At 68.4% G+C, this 16,627-nt stretch carries 19 protein-coding genes and 1 riboswitch; of the genes, 5 read left to right on the top strand and 14 right to left on the bottom strand.

Annotated features, from left to right (window positions below; all coding sequences use genetic code 11):
• Nucleotides 1-491 (bottom strand): aminotransferase class V-fold PLP-dependent enzyme (locus UK23_RS26160; RefSeq protein ID WP_045314288.1); only part of this gene is annotated, 491 nt, incomplete at its 3' end.
• A gap of 37 nt (nt 492-528) precedes the next feature.
• Nucleotides 529-643: riboswitch (SAM riboswitch) on the bottom strand.
• 74 nt (nt 644-717) lie between these two features.
• Nucleotides 718-2,187, bottom strand: coding sequence for a potassium/proton antiporter (locus UK23_RS26155; RefSeq protein WP_419503903.1), 1,470 nt, complete (start codon nt 2,185-2,187; stop codon nt 718-720).
• Nucleotides 2,188-2,335: 148 nt separating this feature from the next.
• Between UK23_RS26155 and UK23_RS26150 the strand changes: the two genes are divergently transcribed.
• On the top strand, nt 2,336-3,274 hold the full coding sequence (locus tag UK23_RS26150) for a M28 family metallopeptidase (protein ID WP_045314286.1): 939 nt from the start codon (nt 2,336-2,338) through the stop codon (nt 3,272-3,274).
• On the opposite strand, the gene UK23_RS26145 is transcribed toward UK23_RS26150, so the two are convergent.
• Nucleotides 3,275-3,808: a TetR/AcrR family transcriptional regulator gene (locus UK23_RS26145; RefSeq protein ID WP_045314285.1), complete on the bottom strand. Its 534-nt coding sequence runs from the start codon at nt 3,806-3,808 to the stop codon at nt 3,275-3,277.
• A gap of 57 nt (nt 3,809-3,865) precedes the next feature.
• Here UK23_RS26145 and UK23_RS26140 point away from each other — a divergent pair, with 57 nt between their 5' ends.
• Nucleotides 3,866-4,324 (top strand): hypothetical protein, encoded by a 459-nt coding sequence (locus UK23_RS26140; protein WP_045314284.1) that lies wholly within the window; start codon nt 3,866-3,868, stop codon nt 4,322-4,324.
• Here the strand turns inward: UK23_RS26140 and UK23_RS26135 are convergent, their stop codons facing one another.
• From UK23_RS26135 to ileS, 3 genes are all read right to left on the bottom strand, one after another.
• A complete protein-coding gene (locus tag UK23_RS26135; protein ID WP_045314283.1) occupies nt 4,325-4,954 on the bottom strand; it encodes a class I SAM-dependent methyltransferase in 630 nt (209 codons plus the stop codon). It lies immediately after the preceding gene.
• Nucleotides 4,955-5,161: 207 nt separating this feature from the next.
• Complete coding sequence (locus UK23_RS26130; RefSeq protein WP_156213384.1) at nt 5,162-6,130, bottom strand: hypothetical protein; 969 nt, start codon at nt 6,128-6,130, stop codon at nt 5,162-5,164.
• A gap of 117 nt (nt 6,131-6,247) precedes the next feature.
• Complete coding sequence (gene ileS / locus UK23_RS26125) at nt 6,248-9,352, bottom strand: isoleucine--tRNA ligase (protein ID WP_045314292.1); 3,105 nt, start codon at nt 9,350-9,352, stop codon at nt 6,248-6,250.
• A gap of 247 nt (nt 9,353-9,599) precedes the next feature.
• Between ileS and UK23_RS26120 the strand changes: the two genes are divergently transcribed.
• From UK23_RS26120 to UK23_RS26110, 3 genes are all read left to right on the top strand, one after another.
• Complete coding sequence (locus UK23_RS26120) at nt 9,600-9,944, top strand: DoxX family protein (RefSeq protein WP_052685055.1); 345 nt, start codon at nt 9,600-9,602, stop codon at nt 9,942-9,944.
• Nucleotides 9,941-11,092, top strand: a complete 1,152-nt coding sequence (locus UK23_RS26115; RefSeq protein WP_052685054.1) for an AfsR/SARP family transcriptional regulator — start codon at nt 9,941-9,943, stop codon at nt 11,090-11,092. The genes UK23_RS26120 and UK23_RS26115 overlap by 4 nt, the downstream gene beginning before the upstream one ends.
• A 92-nt stretch (nt 11,093-11,184) precedes the next feature.
• Nucleotides 11,185-11,652, top strand: a complete 468-nt coding sequence (locus tag UK23_RS26110) for a hypothetical protein (protein ID WP_156213383.1) — start codon at nt 11,185-11,187, stop codon at nt 11,650-11,652.
• Here the strand turns inward: UK23_RS26110 and UK23_RS26105 are convergent.
• The 8 genes from UK23_RS26105 to pgeF form a co-directional block, all read right to left on the bottom strand.
• Complete coding sequence (locus tag UK23_RS26105; RefSeq protein WP_045314280.1) at nt 11,636-12,064, bottom strand: ester cyclase; 429 nt, start codon at nt 12,062-12,064, stop codon at nt 11,636-11,638. The genes UK23_RS26110 and UK23_RS26105 overlap by 17 nt on opposite strands.
• Entirely contained in the window at nt 12,051-12,728 is a 678-nt protein-coding gene (locus tag UK23_RS26100) for an alpha/beta hydrolase (RefSeq protein WP_045314279.1), read from the bottom strand. The genes UK23_RS26105 and UK23_RS26100 overlap by 14 nt, the downstream gene beginning before the upstream one ends.
• Before the next feature lie 62 nt (nt 12,729-12,790).
• Complete coding sequence (locus UK23_RS26095; protein WP_045314278.1) at nt 12,791-13,285, bottom strand: hypothetical protein; 495 nt, start codon at nt 13,283-13,285, stop codon at nt 12,791-12,793.
• Between the two features lie 15 nt (nt 13,286-13,300).
• Nucleotides 13,301-14,119 carry a DivIVA domain-containing protein gene (locus tag UK23_RS26090; RefSeq protein ID WP_045314277.1) on the bottom strand — a complete coding sequence of 273 codons (819 nt, stop codon included), beginning with the start codon at nt 14,117-14,119 and terminating at the stop codon, nt 13,301-13,303.
• A 48-nt stretch (nt 14,120-14,167) separates the two neighbouring features.
• Nucleotides 14,168-14,446 (bottom strand): YggT family protein, encoded by a 279-nt coding sequence (locus tag UK23_RS26085; RefSeq protein ID WP_045314289.1) that lies wholly within the window; start codon nt 14,444-14,446, stop codon nt 14,168-14,170.
• Nucleotides 14,447-14,465: 19 nt separating this feature from the next.
• On the bottom strand, nt 14,466-15,119 hold the full coding sequence (locus UK23_RS26080) for a cell division protein SepF (RefSeq protein ID WP_045314276.1): 654 nt from the start codon (nt 15,117-15,119) through the stop codon (nt 14,466-14,468).
• Between the two features lie 67 nt (nt 15,120-15,186).
• The gene (locus UK23_RS26075) at nt 15,187-15,888 is read right to left on the bottom strand and encodes a YggS family pyridoxal phosphate-dependent enzyme (RefSeq protein WP_045314275.1); all 702 of its coding nucleotides are present in this window, start codon (nt 15,886-15,888) and stop codon (nt 15,187-15,189) included.
• The gene (gene pgeF, locus UK23_RS26070) at nt 15,885-16,589 is read right to left on the bottom strand and encodes a peptidoglycan editing factor PgeF (protein WP_045314274.1); all 705 of its coding nucleotides are present in this window, start codon (nt 16,587-16,589) and stop codon (nt 15,885-15,887) included. The genes UK23_RS26075 and pgeF overlap by 4 nt, the downstream gene beginning before the upstream one ends.
• Between the last annotated feature and the right edge of the window lie 38 nt (nt 16,590-16,627).

Raw genomic sequence — 16,627 nt, 5'->3', positions numbered from 1 at the left:
CCGACCGGGGCGGCGGCCAACGCCCGGTCCAGCGCGACCACAGCAGCGCCGGACGAAGAAGGGGCGGGGATGCGCTGAACGTTCGGCCCGCGCCACGGCAGCAGAGCAGCGTGGTGCTCACTGTCGAAGAGCACGACCGCGGTGTTGCGAGGAACGCTGCGCGCCAACAGGTTCAGCGAATCGGTGGTGTTGCGGGTGAAGACGACGGCGTCGGACGAGCGAGCGCCGACGAACTTGCGGATGCGGTCCCGCGCCTGCTCGTAGACGCGAGTGGAGACCTGGGAGGCGAACCCGGCGCCGCGGTGCACGCTGGCGTACCAGGGCAGCAGCTCGTCGACGGCGTCGCGCACCTCCTGCAGACAGGGGGCCGATGCCGCGTGATCGAGGTTCGCATAGGTCACGCGCTCCCCGGTGACGAGCGGAACGCGCAGGTCAGAGCCGACGACAGCCGGAACCGTGGTGACCGTGCCAGGGGTGATCGCGAGCGTCATCGAGCTGCCTCCGAGGCCAGGGGCCCCGTTCTGCGAAGGCCCGCGCTTGACCGGCGCCCCACGCGCCGGACCAGGTCCTCACCAAGGGCACCCCACCGCGGTTGGAGGGTTGCCGGCCAGCAAGCTTGGGCTTGACGCTGGCTCTCATGACCTGCCGATGACGTTAGCGGAGCCCCTCGGCGCTCGTCGACACCCGATCACATGCTGAGAAGCCTCGGAGGCAGAACTAGTCGCCCGTCTCACCCTTCCACCGTGCGTAGCGGCCAGCCCGGTCCACGGCACGTATGCGCCGCTCAGCGGCATCGCGCGCTTCTTCGGTGGTCACGATGAGCAACTGGTCGTCGACCTGCAGCCGGGTCGTCGGCTGTGGCGTGAAACTCTTTCCCGACCGCACCACGAGGCTCACCGTGGCGCCGCTCGGCAGCCGCAGCTCGGTCATGTAGACGCCGTGCAGCTTCGACCCGCGCTGGATGTGCACCTGCAGCAGTTCGGCGCCCAGCTCGTCCAACGGCGAGGAGTCGACCTGCACCTCCTGCGCCTCGTGCAGGTTCACCAGCCCGAGCCGCCGCGCGAGGAACGGCAGCGTCGTTCCCTGCACCACCGTCAGCACGATGACCAGCACGAACACCGCGTCGACCAGTTCGCGCGCACCCTCGACGCCCTGGATCAACGGGATCAGCGCGAACACGATCGGCACCGCACCGCGCAGTCCTGACCAGGAGAGGAACGCCTGCTCCCGCCACGGCACCTTGAACGGCAACGACGCCAGCACCACCGACAACGGCCGCGCCACGAACGTCAGCACCACCCCGGCGATCAGCGCGGGCACCAGCGCGTCGAGCAGCCGCGACGGCGAGGCGTACAGGCCGAGTAAGACGAAGAGCCCGATCTGGGCGAGCCATCCCAGCCCCTCCGCGAACGAGAGGGTGTCGGCGCGGTGCGGCAGGCGGGCGTTGCCGAGCGCCAGAGCGGCGACGTAGACGGCGAGGAAGCCGGACGCGTGCACCAGATCGCCTGCGGTGTAAGCGATCACGCACACCGCGACGGTGGCGAGCGGGTAGAGACCGGTCGAGGGCAGCGCCGCACGTCTCAGCGCCGCCGCACCGAAAACGCCGAGCAGCACGCCGATCAACGCGCCCGCCGCGAGTTCGTAGAGCACCAGCAACGGCGCGGTCCACGAGATCTTGTCCGAGGACGCCAGCAACACCACGGCGATGTAGACCGGGGCGTCGTTGAGGCCTGATTCGAGTTCGAGCGCGCCCGTGAGCCGCGCCCCCACGCCTAATGACCGCAGCACGCTGAACACGGCCGCCGCGTCCGTGGACGACAGCACCGCGCCCCACAGCAACGCCATCCGCCAGTCGAGGCCGAGCAGGAAGTGCAACGCCGTGCCGGTGACCGCGACGCTGACCGCAACGGCCACAGTGGACAGAGCGACGCCCAGCCACAGCGAGCTCTTCACCGCCTGCCAACGGGTTGTGAGCCCGCCCTCGGTCAGGATCAGCACGAGGGCCGCGATGCCGAGAGACTGCGTCAGGTCGGCGTCGTCGAACTTGATGCCGAACACCGACTCACCGAGGACCACGCCGATGCCCAGGTACAGCAACAACGAGGGCAGGCCGAGCCGGATCGACACCCGCACCGCGATCACGGAGATCAGCAGTACGGCTGCGCCGATGCCCAGCACGGCCGTGATGTCACCCACCTGGACCATTCTGATCGATCACCACCGAATTGGACGAATCAGGCGCGTTAACAACACCAGCCGTTCGCACCTACTGGGCGCATGCACAGTGGAGCATGTTGATCAGTGGCTCAATCCCTACCCTGCACGGAGTTGAACCATGAGGATCCTCATCGCGCTGGCGGCCGCCTTGATGGTGACCGGAACCACAGCAGCGCAAGCGGCGGCTCCGGCCGTCGCGGCAGCACCGAACATCAACGTCGCGAACGTCCAGGCTCATCTCGCCAAGTTCCAGTCGATCGCGACCTCGAACGGCGGCAACCGCGCACACGGTCGCCCGGGCCACAAGGCCTCGGTCGACTGGGTGAAGAGCAAGCTCGACGCGGCGGGCTTCACCACGCAGGTGCAGTCGTTCAGCTACGGCGGCGCCACGGGTTACAACGTGATCGCCGACTACCCCGGCGGCGACGCGAACAACGTCGTCATGCTCGGAGCCCACCTGGACAGCGTCACCAGGGGCCCCGGCATCAACGACAACGGCAGCGGCTCCGCGTCGATCCTGGAGGTCGCCCTCCAGATGAAGGCCACGAACTTCAAGCCGACCAAGCACGTGCGGTTCGGCTGGTGGGGCGCGGAGGAGCTCGGCCTGATCGGCTCGAAGGCCTACGTCAGGTCGCTGGCCTCCGCCGACAAGTCGAAGATCAAGGCGTACCTGAACTTCGACATGACCGGCTCACCGAACCCCGGCTACTTCGTCTACAACGGCCGGGAAGCCGGGTCGCCCGCCGGTTCGGTGGCGCTCCAGCAGAAGCTGGAGGCGGCCTTCGCGGCGATCAGCGTCAAGACCGAGCTGACCGATGTCGACGGCCGCTCCGACCACGCCGCGTTCGCGGCCGCCGGAATCCCGACCTCGGGCACGTACGCCGGCGGCGACGAGACCAAGACCGCGGCGCAGGTGGCGAAGTGGGGTGGCACGGCCGGCCAGTACTTCGACCGCTGCTACCACCAGTCCTGCGACACCTCGTCGAACATCAACGCCACGGCCCTGGACCGGCATGCCGACGTGATCGCCTCGACGTTGTGGACTCTCGCGGCCTGATCATCGTTTCGTGAGCACCTGCACGGCCTCGTCGAGCACCGGTTCGACGAGGCCGGGCAGGGTCACGTACATCTGCGCCTGGCCGAGGTAGAGGCTGAACGCGATCAGCGCGCGCTTCTTCGCGTGCTCGTGGTCGAACCCGAGCTGCTCGAACAGCTCCGTCAGGTAGCCCAGCCGCCGTTCGGTGACGCGCTTGAGCACCGGCGCGATGACCTCGTTCCCGGCGTTCGCCTGCAACGCCATCTCCACCGAGCCCTTGCGGTGCCGGTCGAGCACCGTCTCGAAGAGCGTCCTGAGCTTGTAGTGCGGTGTCCTCTCCGACTCCACCAGCTCGATGACCTTCTCGGTGTGCTCCCGTTCCCACCTCTCAACCGTCGCTTTGAGGAGCGCGTCCCGGTTCGGGAAGTGGTGGTAGACGCTCCCCTTCGTCGCACCGGCCCTGGCCGCGAGCGGTTCGACGGCGACGGCGTGGAGGCCGCCTTCCGCCAGCGCTCTCAGCGCAATCTCAGTCCAGTCGTCACGGGTGCGGCGCATTTCCGTACGCTAGCGTATGTTTCACCAACATACGGTGCCGTATGGAAGGAGCGTGTCGTGGTTCGCAACGTGCACGAGCGGGAGTTACCGGTCCCGGCAGGACCGTTCGTCGATCGCATCCAGGAGCTCTGGCCACCCCAGTGGGGCAAGCAGGAGTTCGACCGCCCTCTCGGGGTCGGCGCGGACGGCGGGCACGGCCCGATCCGCTACCACTGCACGGAGTTCAAGCCCGGCGAGTCGATCACGTTCGCCTTCCGCAGCGGCGAGGGCTCGCACACCTTGTCGGCGTCGGGCAACGTGCTCAGGCACGAGCTGATCGGCCACTTCCGCCTCGGCACGCGGCTGCGGTGGGCGCTGGTGACCCGCTGGCTGCACGACGCGTGCCTGGAGGACCTCCTCGACAACCACGAGCGGGCAGCGGGTCGCGAGCCCTCCGCACCGGCGCGGTGGTCGCTCTGGGTCCGGCTCGTCCGCCGTGCGTTCGGCCTGGTCAGCAGCCAGTCGGCCCGCGTCTGATCAGGGCTTGCGCAGCAGCAGCTGGGCCTGCTGGAACCGCTCGCCCTCGATCGGCTCCCTGCGCAGCCGCGCCACCTCGGCGAACCCGGACTGACCGGCCACGGCCGCAAGGGCGTCGGGCAGCCACCGATAGGCGAGCGTGACCTTGTGGTCGAACTCCCGCGGCCACGCCTCGTCACCCGCGAAGAACCCGAGCAGCACGTGCCCGCCCGGCTTCAGCACTCGTGCGAACTCGTCGAACACCTCCGAAAGCCGTTGCGGTGGTGTGTGGATGACGGAGTAGAACGCCAGGATGCCGACGAGCGCCGCGTCCTCGACGTCGAGCGCCGTCATCGACCCTTCGTCGAACCTCAGGCCCGGATGCGCCTGGCGCGCCAGGGCGATCATCTCCGGCGACAGGTCGACGCCGAACACGTCCAGCCCCAGCTCGTTCAGGTGCGCGGTCAGGTGGCCGGGCCCGCAGCCGAGATCGGCAACGGGTCCGGCCTCCCCGACGATGTCGGCGAACGCTCTGAGCAGCGCGCGTTCCAGCGGCAACTGGTCGAGGATGTCGCTGAACATCTCGGCGTACAGACCCGCGATGGCGTCGTACGCGGCCTTGGTGTCGTGCAACGTGGACTGGTCGGTCACTCACCCACCGTACTGAGGGCGCAATGGGGCACGACAAATGCTTGCCCCGCCCGGAGTGAGGCCTGGAACGTCGCCTGACGAGGTGACGTACGCGGCCTCAGCCGAGCCGGTCAAGGTGCCTTGTCGTCAGCGCCGGAGAGCAGGCGCCCCGATCACCCGAGCCCGCGAAACCTGGCGGCAGCGGCAAAGGCCGCGATCAGCGGGCTCTCATCGCCCACCGCCCACACAGTCGAACAGGATCGGCGTGCGATAGGTCTCGTCGCCGGTCGTCAGGTAGACGTCGTCGGCGTCGGTGAGCGACGGGTGGTTGGGCCCGGTCGCGTGGTTCACCTCGAAACCGCTGTCGGGGTCGAACCACACCAGGATGCCCGCGTAGTTCTGGGAGAGCATGTGACCGCGGGAGTTCACGGCCACCGGCGAGGCGAAGTACGGATAGGTGGCCGTGATCTCGCCGGAAGTGTTCCAGCGCACCGCCCTCGCGTCCTCGGTACCGGCGTCGGCGGTGCCGACGGCGTGCAGGCCGTTGACCGCCGTCACCTCGGCCGCCGCGCCGAGAGAGATCACGCCGGACGCTCCGATCCAGTACTTGCCACCGGAACTGGACGCGAGCACCGAGCCGTCGTCGGCGAGGCCGAGCGGGGTCCAGGACCCGTCGGTGCCCGGCACCCGTTGCGGCGTCGGGGAACCGGCAGGCCACACCACGGGCTCGCCCTTGGACGTGCCGAGCACGTCGCCGCGTTCGTTGAGGTGGAGCCCTTGAACCTCGTACTCGCCGGCCAAGCCTCGCAGGCTCTCGTAGACGCCGTCCGGGGAGCCGTCGTCGTGCCAGCGCGAAGCCGCCTTGGAGAACGCCGAGTTCAGCAGCACCGTGCCGGACGAGTTCACGTCCGTGGCCCCGACGATGCTCCGGAAGAAGGACAGCTGCTTGACCTCCTGCCCGTCCTTCCACAGCAGCACTGTCGAGCCGTACATCGAGAAGAACGACCCGTTGCCGACCGCGTACGAGCCCGCCGCGGCCGCCACCCCGCCGAACTTCACTGCGGGCGGCACCGGCAGCTCGACGGTGTCCCAGGATCTGCACGCAAGCGGATCAGCCGAAGCCGTGGCGGGCACCACCACTCCGGTGGAAAGGACCAGTGCGCCCACCAGGACGCGCCATCCCCCAGAGAAAGCCATTGCAATTCCCCCTTGCTGGTTGGCCTGGTTCGACCGTAGCGACGGGGTCTGACAATTTTTGACGCGGAACGAGCGACGGGGCCGCCGTCCGAGGACGGCGGCCCCGTACAACTGCGATCACACTCGTGCGACGGCCACCTTGACCTTCAGGCCGTCACCGACGGTGCCCTCGGAGACACCGGAGCCGAAGACCACCGACGACGTCAGCGTTTCCGCCTGCACGAACTCCAGGTGCGGTGCCACGGCCGAGCGCACCTCGTCCGGCAGCTCCAGCGTCAGCGTGATCCGGTCGGACACGTCGAGCTGAGCGTCCTTGCGGGCCTGCTGCACGACGCGCACCAGGTCACGCGCGAGACCCTCCGCCTCCAGCTCCGGCGTCAAGGCCGTGTCGAGCACGACGACACCCGCGCCACCGGGCAGTGCCGCCGTGGCAGCCGGATCCGTTGCCACCAAACGCTGTTCGTACTCGCCCTCGAACAGCTCGACACCGGCGGCGACGACCCGGCCGTCCACTTCGGACCAGTCTCCCGCCTTGACGGCCTTGATGACCTTCTGCACGTTCGGCCCGAGCCGCGGGCCTGCCGCGCGGGCGTTCACCACGAGCTGGAACTGCCCGTACGCGTCGACGTCCGTGGACAGCGACACGTCCTTGACGTTGACCTCGTCGCGCACGATCTCCGCGAAGTCCGCCAGCGAACCCGCCACCGGCGACGCCACCGTCAAACGCGCCAGCGGAAGCCGCACGCGCAGCTTGTTCGCCTTGCGCAACGACAACGCCGTCGAGCACACGTCGCGGACCTCGTCCATCGCCGCCACGAGCGCGTCGTCGGCCGGCAGGTCCGACACCGACGGGAAGTCCGTCAGGTGCACCGAACGCCCACCGGTCAGCCCGCGCCACACGATCTCGGACGTGTACGGCAGCAACGGCGCCGCCACGCGCGTGACGACCTCCAGCACGGTGTGCAGGGTGTCGATCGCGTCCTGCTCGCCGTCCCAGAACCGCTGCCGCGACCGCCGCACGTACCAGTTCGTCAGCACCTCCAGGTACTCGCGCACCAGCTGGCACGCACCGGAGATGTCGTACACGTCCATCGCCGCCTGGACGTCGCGCACCAGGTCGTGCGTCTTGGCCAGCGCGTACCGGTCGAGCACGTTCTTCGAGTCGACGCGCCACGTGCCCTCCTTCCCGGAAGCGTTGGCGTACAACGCGAGGAAGTACCAGGAGTTCCACAGCGGCAGCACCGCCTGGCGCACCGCGTCACGGATGCCGCGCTCGGTCACCACCAGGTCGCCGCCACGAAGGATCGGCGACGACATCAGGAACCACCGCATCGCGTCCGAGCCGTCGCGGTCGAAGACCTCGTTGACGTCCGGGTAGTTCTTCAGCGACTTGGACATCTTCTGGCCGTCGTCACCGAGCACGATCCCGTGCGCCACGCAGTCGCGGAACGCGGGCCGGTCGAACAACGCCGTCGCGAGCACGTGCAGCGTGTAGAACCAGCCGCGCGTCTGCCCGTTGTACTCGACGATGAAGTCGCCGGGGTAGTGGTTCTCGAACCACTCCGCGTTCTCGAACGGGTAGTGCACCTGCGCGAACGACATCGACCCCGACTCGAACCAGCAGTCGAGCACGTCCGGGATCCGGCGCATGACCGACTTGCCGCTCGGGTCGTCCGGGTTCGGCCGGGTCAGCTCGTCGATGAACGGCCGGTGCAGGTTGTCCGGGCGCACGCCGAAGTCGCGCTCCAGCTCGTCCAGCGACCCGTACACGTCCGTGCGCGGGAACTCGGGGTTGTCCGAGGTCCACACGGGCAGCGGCGAGCCCCAGTACCGGTTGCGCGAGATGTTCCAGTCACGCGCGTTCTCGAGCCACTTGCCGAACTGGCCGTCCTTGATGTGGCCGGGCACCCAGTTGATCTGCTGGTTGAGCTCGACCATCCGGTCCTTGAACTGCGTGACCGCGACGAACCACGCCGACAGCGCGCGCTGGATCAGCGGGTTGTTGCACCGCCAGCAGTGCGGGTACGGGTGGTCGTAGGTCTCGTGGCGCAGCAGCAGGCCCGCTTCCTTGAGGTCGCGGATGATCAGCTTGTTCGCCTCGAAGACGTGCACGCCCTGGTACGGCGCCACCTCCGCGGTGAACTTGCCGTCCGGCCCGACCGGCACGACGACCTCGATGCCCGCCGCGTCCGTCACGACCTTGTCGTCCTCACCGAACGCCGGTGCGATGTGGACGATGCCGGTGCCGTCGTCGGTGGTCACGTAGTCGGCGGCCAGCACCTGGTGCGCGTTCTCGCGTCCGACGAAGAAGTCGAACGGCGGCAGGTACTTCTTGCCGAGCAGGTCCGAGCCCTTGTAGCGGGCGACGACCTCGGGCTCCTCGCCCAGCTCACGCGCGTACGCGGCGACCCTGGCCTCAGCGAGCAGGTAGCGTTCGCCGTCTTCAGCCTGCACCGTCACGTAGTCGACGTCGGGGTGCACGGCGGCGGCGAGGTTGCTCGGCAGCGTCCACGGCGTGGTCGTCCAGACCAGGGCCTTCTCACCGGACTCGAGGCGCAGCGCCACCGTCACGGCCGGGTCCTGCCGGTCGCGGTACGCGTCGTCCATCTTGGTCTCGGTGTTGGACAGCGGCGTCTGACAACGCCAGCAGTACCAGAGCACCCGGAAGCCCTCGTAGATCAAGCCCTTGTCCCACAAGGCCTTGAACGCCCACATGACGCTTTCCATGTAGTCGAGGTCGAGCGTCTTGTAGTCGTTGTCGAAGTCGACCCACCGAGCCTGGCGCGTCACGTACTCGCGCCACTGGTCCGTGTACTGCAACACGGACGTGCGGCACGCCTCGTTGAACTTCTCGATGCCGAGCTCGTCGATCTCGTGCTTCTGCGTGATGCCGAGCTGCTTCTCCGCCTCGTACTCGGCGGGCATGCCGTGCGTGTCCCAGCCGAACCGCCGCTCGACGTGCTTGCCGCGCATCGTCTGGTAGCGCGGCACGACGTCCTTGACGTAGCCGGTGAGCAGGTGCCCGTAGTGCGGCAGACCGTTGGCGAACGGCGGGCCGTCGTAGAAGACGAACTCGTTGTCGCCGTTCTCGCCCACCGGGTTGCGGTCGATGCTCGCCTGGAAGGTCTCGTCGTTCTTCCAGTACCCGAGCACGTCCTGCTCGAGGTTCGGAAAGGACGGCTGCGCCGGGACCTCGTTCTGTCCGGCCCTGGGGTAGGCCATCTGCACTGCTCCTCGCGGTCACGTAGGACACGCGAGGACGACACGCCGGACGTTGCCCGGCAGGCCGCGGTACCACCCCGCTTGCTCGCTTGGCGGCGAGCCTCTCGTTCTTCGGCTGTGACGGGCCGGTCCCGTCCGGTTCTACTGAGACGCTCGCGCGCCCGTTCTTCCGGAGGCTCCCCGGTGATGGCCGGATCGGTGCCTGTACCTACAGGGTACGGGTCGGTGCAAACCGTATGCTGCCCGGATGACGTTGACCATCGCGTTGTCGATCGTGCTGGCCCTGCTGTTCGTGGCCACGGGCGCGGGCAAGGTCCTGGGCGCGAAGAAGTCGATCGAGGCTCGCGACCACTTCCGGATGAACGGGACGTTGTGGCGGACGATCGGCGCGCTGGAGTGGGCGGGCGCGGCGGGCCTGGTCGTGGGTCTGTTCACGTGGGAGTGGGTGGCGCACGCGGCGACGGTCGGGCTCGGGTTGCTGATGGTCGGCGCCACGATCACCCGGTTGAGGTACGACTCGAAGCCGACCGGCATGGTCGTGGACCTGGTGCTGCTCGCGTTGCTGATCACGCTGCTGTTCCTGGACCGGTGAGCTACGAGTTCCGCGTCCTCGGCACTGCGGAGGTCCGGCGCGACGGCGCGCTGGTCGAGGTGGGGCACGCGCGGCAGCTGAGCGTGCTGGCGGTGCTGCTGGTGGACGTCAACCAGGTGGTCAGCGTCGACAAGCTGCTCGTGCGGGTGTGGGGTGAGGCGCCACCGCGGCAGGCCAAGTCCGCGCTCTACAGCTACATGTCCCGGCTGCGGACGGCGCTCGACGGGCTGCCGATCCTGCGGCGCTCCGGGGGGTACGTGCTGGAGGCCGATCCGGCGTCCATCGACCTGCACCGCTTCCGCTCTCTCGTGGCTGCCGGCAGGCATGGTGAGGCCGTGGCGCTCGTGCGCGGCGAACCGTTCGAGGGGCTGCACGGCGCGTGGTTCGACGGTCTGCGCGAGACGCTGGCCGGCGAGATCACCGCGGCCGAACTCGACCACACCGACTCGAGGCTCGCTGCTGGTGAGCACCGCACGTTGGTCTCAGAGCTGACCGCACGCACCAATGAACGCCCTCTCGACGAACGGCTCGCCGGGCAGTTGATGCGCGCCTTGATCGGCGCCGACCAACGGTCCGATGCGCTCGCCTACTACTCGCGGCTGAAGCACCGGCTCGCGGACGAACTGGGCCTCGACCCCGGCCCCGCCCTGCGCGACCTGCACGCGTCCCTCATCCAGCGTCCACAGTGGAGCCCGCACCAGCTTCCCGCCGCACCAACGGGTTTCACGGGGCGCGAAGCCGAGCTCGCGGCACTCGAGGACGGGCCGATCGTCACGATCACCGGGCCCGCGGGCACCGGCAAGACGTGGCTGGCGCTGCATTGGGCGCACGAGCACGCCGCCGACTACCCGGACGGCCAGCTGTTCGTGGACCTCAACGGCAGCGACCCGGCCGACGTCGTCCGCGCGTTCATCACGGCGTTGGGCACCTCCCCGGACGGCATCCCGCCGGAGCCGCACGCGCAGACGGCGCTCTACCGCACGTTGCTGGCGGACAGGCGCATGCTGATCGTCCTCGACAACGCCGCCGACACGGCCCAGGTCGTGCCGCTGCTACCGGGAACACCGCGGTGCCGGGTGGTCGTGACGAGCCGTGAACGCCTGCCCGGCCTGGTCACCGCTCACGGCGCGCGCCCGGTCGTGCTCTGAGTAGATCCACTCATGGTGGGCCTGGTGCCGCCTCCTCCAGACTTCTCGTCGAGGTGATCGGGGGATCACCGCCAACAGAATGTGGGGGCATCATGATTCGCTCAGTGCTGGCCGCGGCCGCGTTAGTGGTCGCCACCGCCACACCGGCCTCGGCCGACCCGACCGGTTACTTCATCTGGGACTCGGACCCCGATGCGTGGCCCACCGCAGGGCATTCGGGCACCTGGTACCAGCCGGACCTGTTCTCCGTGCACGAGTTCCCCGAGAAGCGCAACCAGATCCGGATCTACGGGGAGACCCCTGGTGGCGGCCAGGACTACCTGTCGATCGAGCTGTGGCGCAACGACGGGCAGCGCATCGGCGAGGGCCACTACACGGACCAGCCGGTGAGGGTCGTCTACTGGAGCTACGGCTGGGTCGACGAGGGCGCCGACTTCGACGTCGAGCACATCGCTTACGACGCGGACGGCCGGATCCGAGAGTTCGACGGCGCCGTCGAACACCACTACCGGGACCAGCCGGACACCACGTTCCGCGCGAAGATCAGCTACCGGCGCTGATCGCGCCCAGCTGCTGCAGCATGCCGAGGTCGTCGCGCACCGCCCAGTGCTCGACGATCTTGGCGTCGCGCAGCCGGAACATGTGCGCCAGCTCGACCGAGACCTTGCCGCTCGAAGGGGTGGGCACGCCGAGGAACCCCGGCGCCTGCCACGTGCCCTCACGCCGGCCGTAGACGACCACGAGATCGTCGTCCGCGATGAAGTGCCGCTCGGTCCAGCGCTGGTCCGGCTGAGCGCCGAGCGAGAAGCCGAGGACGGTCTTGATGTTCTCGACGCCGTGCTGGCGTTCGGGAGCTGCCGCATGATTCACCACATCGGGTGAACAAAGCTCGTCGGCGAGGTCGAGCCGGCCCTGGCCCACGACCTCGTCGAGGAACCGGCGGATCACCGCCTTGTTGTCAGCCGCGGTCATCGGGGACCTCCCGGTTGTGCCTGCGCCGGAACACGAGCAACGATCCCAGCAGACCGAGCACCAGCACGCCACCGGTCATGAGCCACATGTACCGCTCGTACCAGGGCTTCGCCTGCACCTCGCCGGCGAACGAGACGATGCGGTCGCGCAGCCCGACGTCGGCTTTCACCAGGAAGACTCCGAGCGATGAGCCGGACACGAGGTCCAACCTGGGGTCTGCGGCCGCACTCGCCAGGTCGCGCGCGACGTCCGCCGAGGAAGGGTCCCCGTTCACCGAGGGCGTGTCCGAGGCGGCGATGAGCACCGGCACGGTCAGCGACTCCAGTACCGGCTTCACGTCCCGGATGCTGCTGCGTTCGTACCCGCCGAGATTCCGCACGGGCGTCACCAGCACGAGGCCGGCGAGACCCTGGATTCGCGGCGCGGCCGGCACGGCGCCTGCGGCGGTCGGCACCTCGCCACCCGCCAGGATCGAAGTAGCACCACGCCGGGTGAGCTCCTGTGCGGCGGCCCGCACGTCGAGGTCGTACTTGTGTTCGTCCTTGCTCATGCGCGGATCGCCGAGCTCGAAGAGCAGCACCTGATGACCGGCGTCAGCGAGACTCTGGGCCAGCGGCAACCAGTCGCAGTACGAGTCGCGCAGGTACGCCGCGATCGCTGACACGGAAAACAGCCCCCAGAGACATCCGCCCTTCACGGCGGATGCCGGGACCGTTCGGGCGCCGTTCAGTCCGACTGGGCGGACCGGCTTTTGCGCACGAGCGCCGCGTCCGGCCTGCACAAGGCGCAAGGCGTGAACTGCAGCTGCCGTGCCTCCTGCACCGGGAGACCCAGCGTGGGCCTCCCGGCGAGCCAGGAACACGAGCTCAGGTGATACCGGGGCCGCTCGTCCAGCACCCGCACCTCGTCCACCAGATCGGCCACCGCGAGCAGGTCCGCCGCGTCGGTGTCCTCTTCCGGTGGTTCCTCGTCAGCGGGCGGCGTGTCGGCTTCAGCCGGAACCACTACCCGTTGATCATCAGCTACAGCGAGTTGATCTACACTCTGCGCGACGGCTGCGGGGTCCCCCGGACGTCGTCGCCACCAGTCCCAGATCAGAACCAGGGCGGCGAGCACGCTCGCGCCCACGGATGACCACGCCCAGATCATGTTGGACGTGGCCAGCGCAGGCACGAGCAACCCGAGGGCAGCCAGCACCAGAAGTAGAACTACGAAGAGCACCTAATGAACAGTAGTTCAGCCCGCTTCGGCGCGTGCGCCGAAGGAGTAGCCCTGGGAACGGCCCTCGGACGGAGCGGCCGGGCCGCGGTCCTGGAGGTCGCGCAGGGACGACTCGAGCATCGTCTTCAGTCGCGTGCGGTACTCGCGCTCGAACGTCTGCAGCTTGTCGATCTGCTTCTCGAGCGTGTTCTTCTCCTGGGTGATGTTGCCCATCACCTCGGCGTGCTTGCGCTGCGCGTCGCGGTCCAGCGCGGTGGCCTTCTCACGGGCCTGCCGCTCCAGCGTCTCGGAACGCGTCCGCGCGTCGTTCAGCATGGTCTCGGCACGCGTGCGCGCCTCGTTGACCATCGTGTCGGCCTTGGCACGGGCCTCGGACAGCAACTGCTCCGACTTCGTGCGGGCCTCGGACAGCATGCCGTCGGCTTCGGCCTTGGCCTCGCCGGTCAGCCTGTCCGCCATCTCCTGGGCGAGGCCCAGGACCTTGGCGGCCTGCACGTGGTGGTCACCGCCGCCACCAGGCGACGTCTGCTCCATCACCGTGGGCGGCGGGACCGGCGCCAGGCGGCGCGGCTCCTCGACCGGCATACGGGTCGTCATGGGGCCGGCCGAAGTTGCCTTCGCACGCGCATCGTCGAGGTCGGCACGTGCGGTCTCGAGCTGCTGGTCGAGCTGCTCGACCTGCTGACGGAGGTCGTTGTTCTCCTCGATCAAGCGGGCCAACTCGCCCTCAACCAGGTCGAGGAACGCGTCCACCTCGTCCTCGTTGTAGCCCCGCTTGCCAATCGGCGGCTTGCTGAATGCAACGTTGTGCACGTCAGCGGGGGTCAACGGCATCGGATCACCTCTCGCACTCCTGGGCTGCGGTCATCCCCGGCTTCCCCGTCATGGCCTGGGATCTGCGAATCGCATCAGAATGATAACGACCAGCCACAGCACAATAATCGATAGGTCCAGCCCGACGCCCCCGATCCGCACAGTCGGGATGATCCGACGGACGAGACGGACCGGTGGGTCGGTCACGGTGTATACGGTTTCCAGCGTCACGGCTACGCCGCCCGCAGGGCGCCACTCCCTCGCGAACGTCCTCACCATCTCGACCACGACGCGCGCGGTCAGGAACAGGGAGAACGCGAAGAGGACGTAGAAGATGACGAGACGGATCGGGTCCACGGGGTCAACTCTAACCGTGGTTCCCGAACCCACCTTCCGCCAGCTTCCGCCGGTCCTCCGCCGTCACGTCAACGTTGGGCGGTGAGAGAAGGAACACCCTGCTGGTGATCTTGTCCATGGACCCGCGCAGAGCGAACGCGAGACCGGCCGAGAAGTCGACGAGACGCTTGGCGTCCGCGTCGTCCATGTCGGTCAGGTTCAAGATCACCGGAGTGCCGTCGCGGTAGTGCTCCCCGATCGTGCGCGCCTCGCTGTAGTTACGGGGGTGAAGCGTGGTGATGCGCGCCAACGGGTTGCCTGCCGGCTCGGCCACCGGGCGCAGCCTGCTCACTGGCTCGCGCTGCGGCTCGACCGCGAGTGCGCCGTGCACGGGTGCATCGGCGTTCCAGCGCCGCGTGCCCGGGGTGCTCGCCCCGCGCCGCTGCTCCGGCTCGTAGTCGTCCGAGTCGTCGATCTCGGTCCGGTACCCGGAGCCCTGGAGCTCCGACCGGCCCGGCGTGAACACGCGGTTGCGCCGCGGGTAGGGGTCGTAGTCGTCGGCCTCGGCCGCGTACTCGGACCGGTAGTCGCCGTAGCGGCCGCGGTCGTCGTCGTAGCCGGGGTCGTCTGCGTACTCGGCGGGGACCATCCCGAAGTAGGCCTTCAGCTTGTGCAAAGCGCTCATTCCAGCCCCTCCTCGGCGGTTCCCCACTCTTAGGGACGGTGCGGACGGTCCCGAGGTTCCCGACAACCTAAGGCAACGTTAGCCGCCGACTGCCGAGCACCGCCGTTCCGACACGCACACAGGTCGATCCGTGCGAGATGGCATCTTCCAGGTCCCCGCTCATCCCCGCTGACACCTGAGTGGCAGTGGGATGATCATCACGTAGGCCTGATACCACTGACGCCAACGCTTGAAACGCCTGCGATGGCTTCATCGTCTGCGGCGCGACAGTCATCGCACCTCGGAGAATAAGATCACCCGAAAGAGTGATCACGCCAGCCAGTTCCGGGACATCGGGGATTGCACATCCGCCCCTCGACGTGTCGCCGTCGATGCTGACCTGCAGCAACACGTCGAGCTGAACGCCTTTCGCGTGCGCCGCCTTCGCCAGTGCCTCGGCCAGTCGCACGCTGTCGACCGAGTCGACCTGATCCGCCCACTCGACGACGGACTTCGCCTTGTTCCGCTGCAATCTGCCGACCATGTGCCATCTCGCGCCGTCGAGATGTCTCAATTGGCTGACCTTCGCGGCTGCTTCCTGATCCCGGTTTTCCGCGAAATTGCGCAAACCGAGTTCGTGCAGCAGCTCGACATCGCTCGCGGGCCAGGTTTTCGTCACCGCGAGCAACATCACTTCGGAACGATCACGCCCGGCGGCTTCGCACGCCTTGGCGATGCGTTCCTCGACCTCCGCGAGGTTGGCGGCGAGCTCGGATTTCCGGTCCGTCACGGCTCGATCCAAATGACCGACGCGAGCCGCCCGGTCGGAGCCTGGCGGCGGTGACTGAAGAGATCCTTCTCCTCGAACGTGCAGCGCGGGTCGACCCCGATCTTGCCCACTCCGGCGCTGCCCAGCTGGTTCCACAACCCTGCCCGCAGATCGAGCGCGGGCGTGCCCCTGCGCGACTTCGAGGCGCTGCCGGGCAGGTGCTTCTCGACGTCCTTCTGCATGTCGGCGGGCACCTCGTAGCACTCACCGCACACCGCGGGGCCGAGCAGCACCTCGATGCGTTCGAGCTCGGCGCCCTGGGCCATCATCGCTTTCAGGGTCTCGACGACGACCCCGACACGCGCGCCGACACGCCCGGCGTGGACCGCGCCGATCACGCCGGCCTCCTCGTCGCCGAGCAGCACCGGGACGCAGTCGGCCGTGAGCACCACGAGCCCGAGACCAGGCTGTTTCGTCACGACGCCGTCGGTCGCCTCCAGCGGCTCGGCCTGCGGGCCGTCGACCACGCCGACGGTCCGGCCGTGCACCTGCTCCATCCACACCAGACGATCAGGCGTGAGGCCGATGCCCTCGGCGAGCCGGGCACGGTTGGCCTCGACCGCCCCGTCGTCGTCCCCCACGTGGTCGCCGAGGTTGAACGAGTCGTACGGAGCCTTGGACACGCCACCAGCGCGAGTGGTGACAACACGACGAATACGCACCCCTACACCCTAAAACGATGAAGGGAACCTTCATCCAC

The sequence above is a fragment of the Lentzea aerocolonigenes genome (genome assembly GCF_000955955.1).
Classification (GTDB): Bacteria; Actinomycetota; Actinomycetes; order Mycobacteriales; family Pseudonocardiaceae; genus Lentzea; species Lentzea aerocolonigenes_A.
This window is presented reverse-complemented; position numbering and strand designations above follow the sequence as displayed.

What these genes read in the sequence shown, in the direction of transcription:
- UK23_RS26145 (WP_045314285.1), bottom strand. Translation starts at nt 3,808, where the DNA reads ATGCGCCGCACCCGTGACGACTGGACTGAGATTGCGCTGAGAGCGCTG.
- UK23_RS26130 (WP_156213384.1), bottom strand. Translation starts at nt 6,130, where the DNA reads ATGGCTTTCTCTGGGGGATGGCGCGTCCTGGTGGGCGCACTGGTCCTT.
- UK23_RS26150 (WP_045314286.1), top strand. Translation starts at nt 2,336, where the DNA reads ATGAGGATCCTCATCGCGCTGGCGGCCGCCTTGATGGTGACCGGAACC.
- UK23_RS26080 (WP_045314276.1), bottom strand. Translation starts at nt 15,119, where the DNA reads ATGAGCGCTTTGCACAAGCTGAAGGCCTACTTCGGGATGGTCCCCGCC.
- ileS (WP_045314292.1), bottom strand. Translation starts at nt 9,352, where the DNA reads ATGGCCTACCCCAGGGCCGGACAGAACGAGGTCCCGGCGCAGCCGTCC.
- UK23_RS26090 (WP_045314277.1), bottom strand. Translation starts at nt 14,119, where the DNA reads ATGCCGTTGACCCCCGCTGACGTGCACAACGTTGCATTCAGCAAGCCG.
- UK23_RS26120 (WP_052685055.1), top strand. Translation starts at nt 9,600, where the DNA reads ATGACGTTGACCATCGCGTTGTCGATCGTGCTGGCCCTGCTGTTCGTG.
- UK23_RS26105 (WP_045314280.1), bottom strand. Translation starts at nt 12,064, where the DNA reads ATGACCGCGGCTGACAACAAGGCGGTGATCCGCCGGTTCCTCGACGAG.
- UK23_RS26110 (WP_156213383.1), top strand. Translation starts at nt 11,185, where the DNA reads ATGATTCGCTCAGTGCTGGCCGCGGCCGCGTTAGTGGTCGCCACCGCC.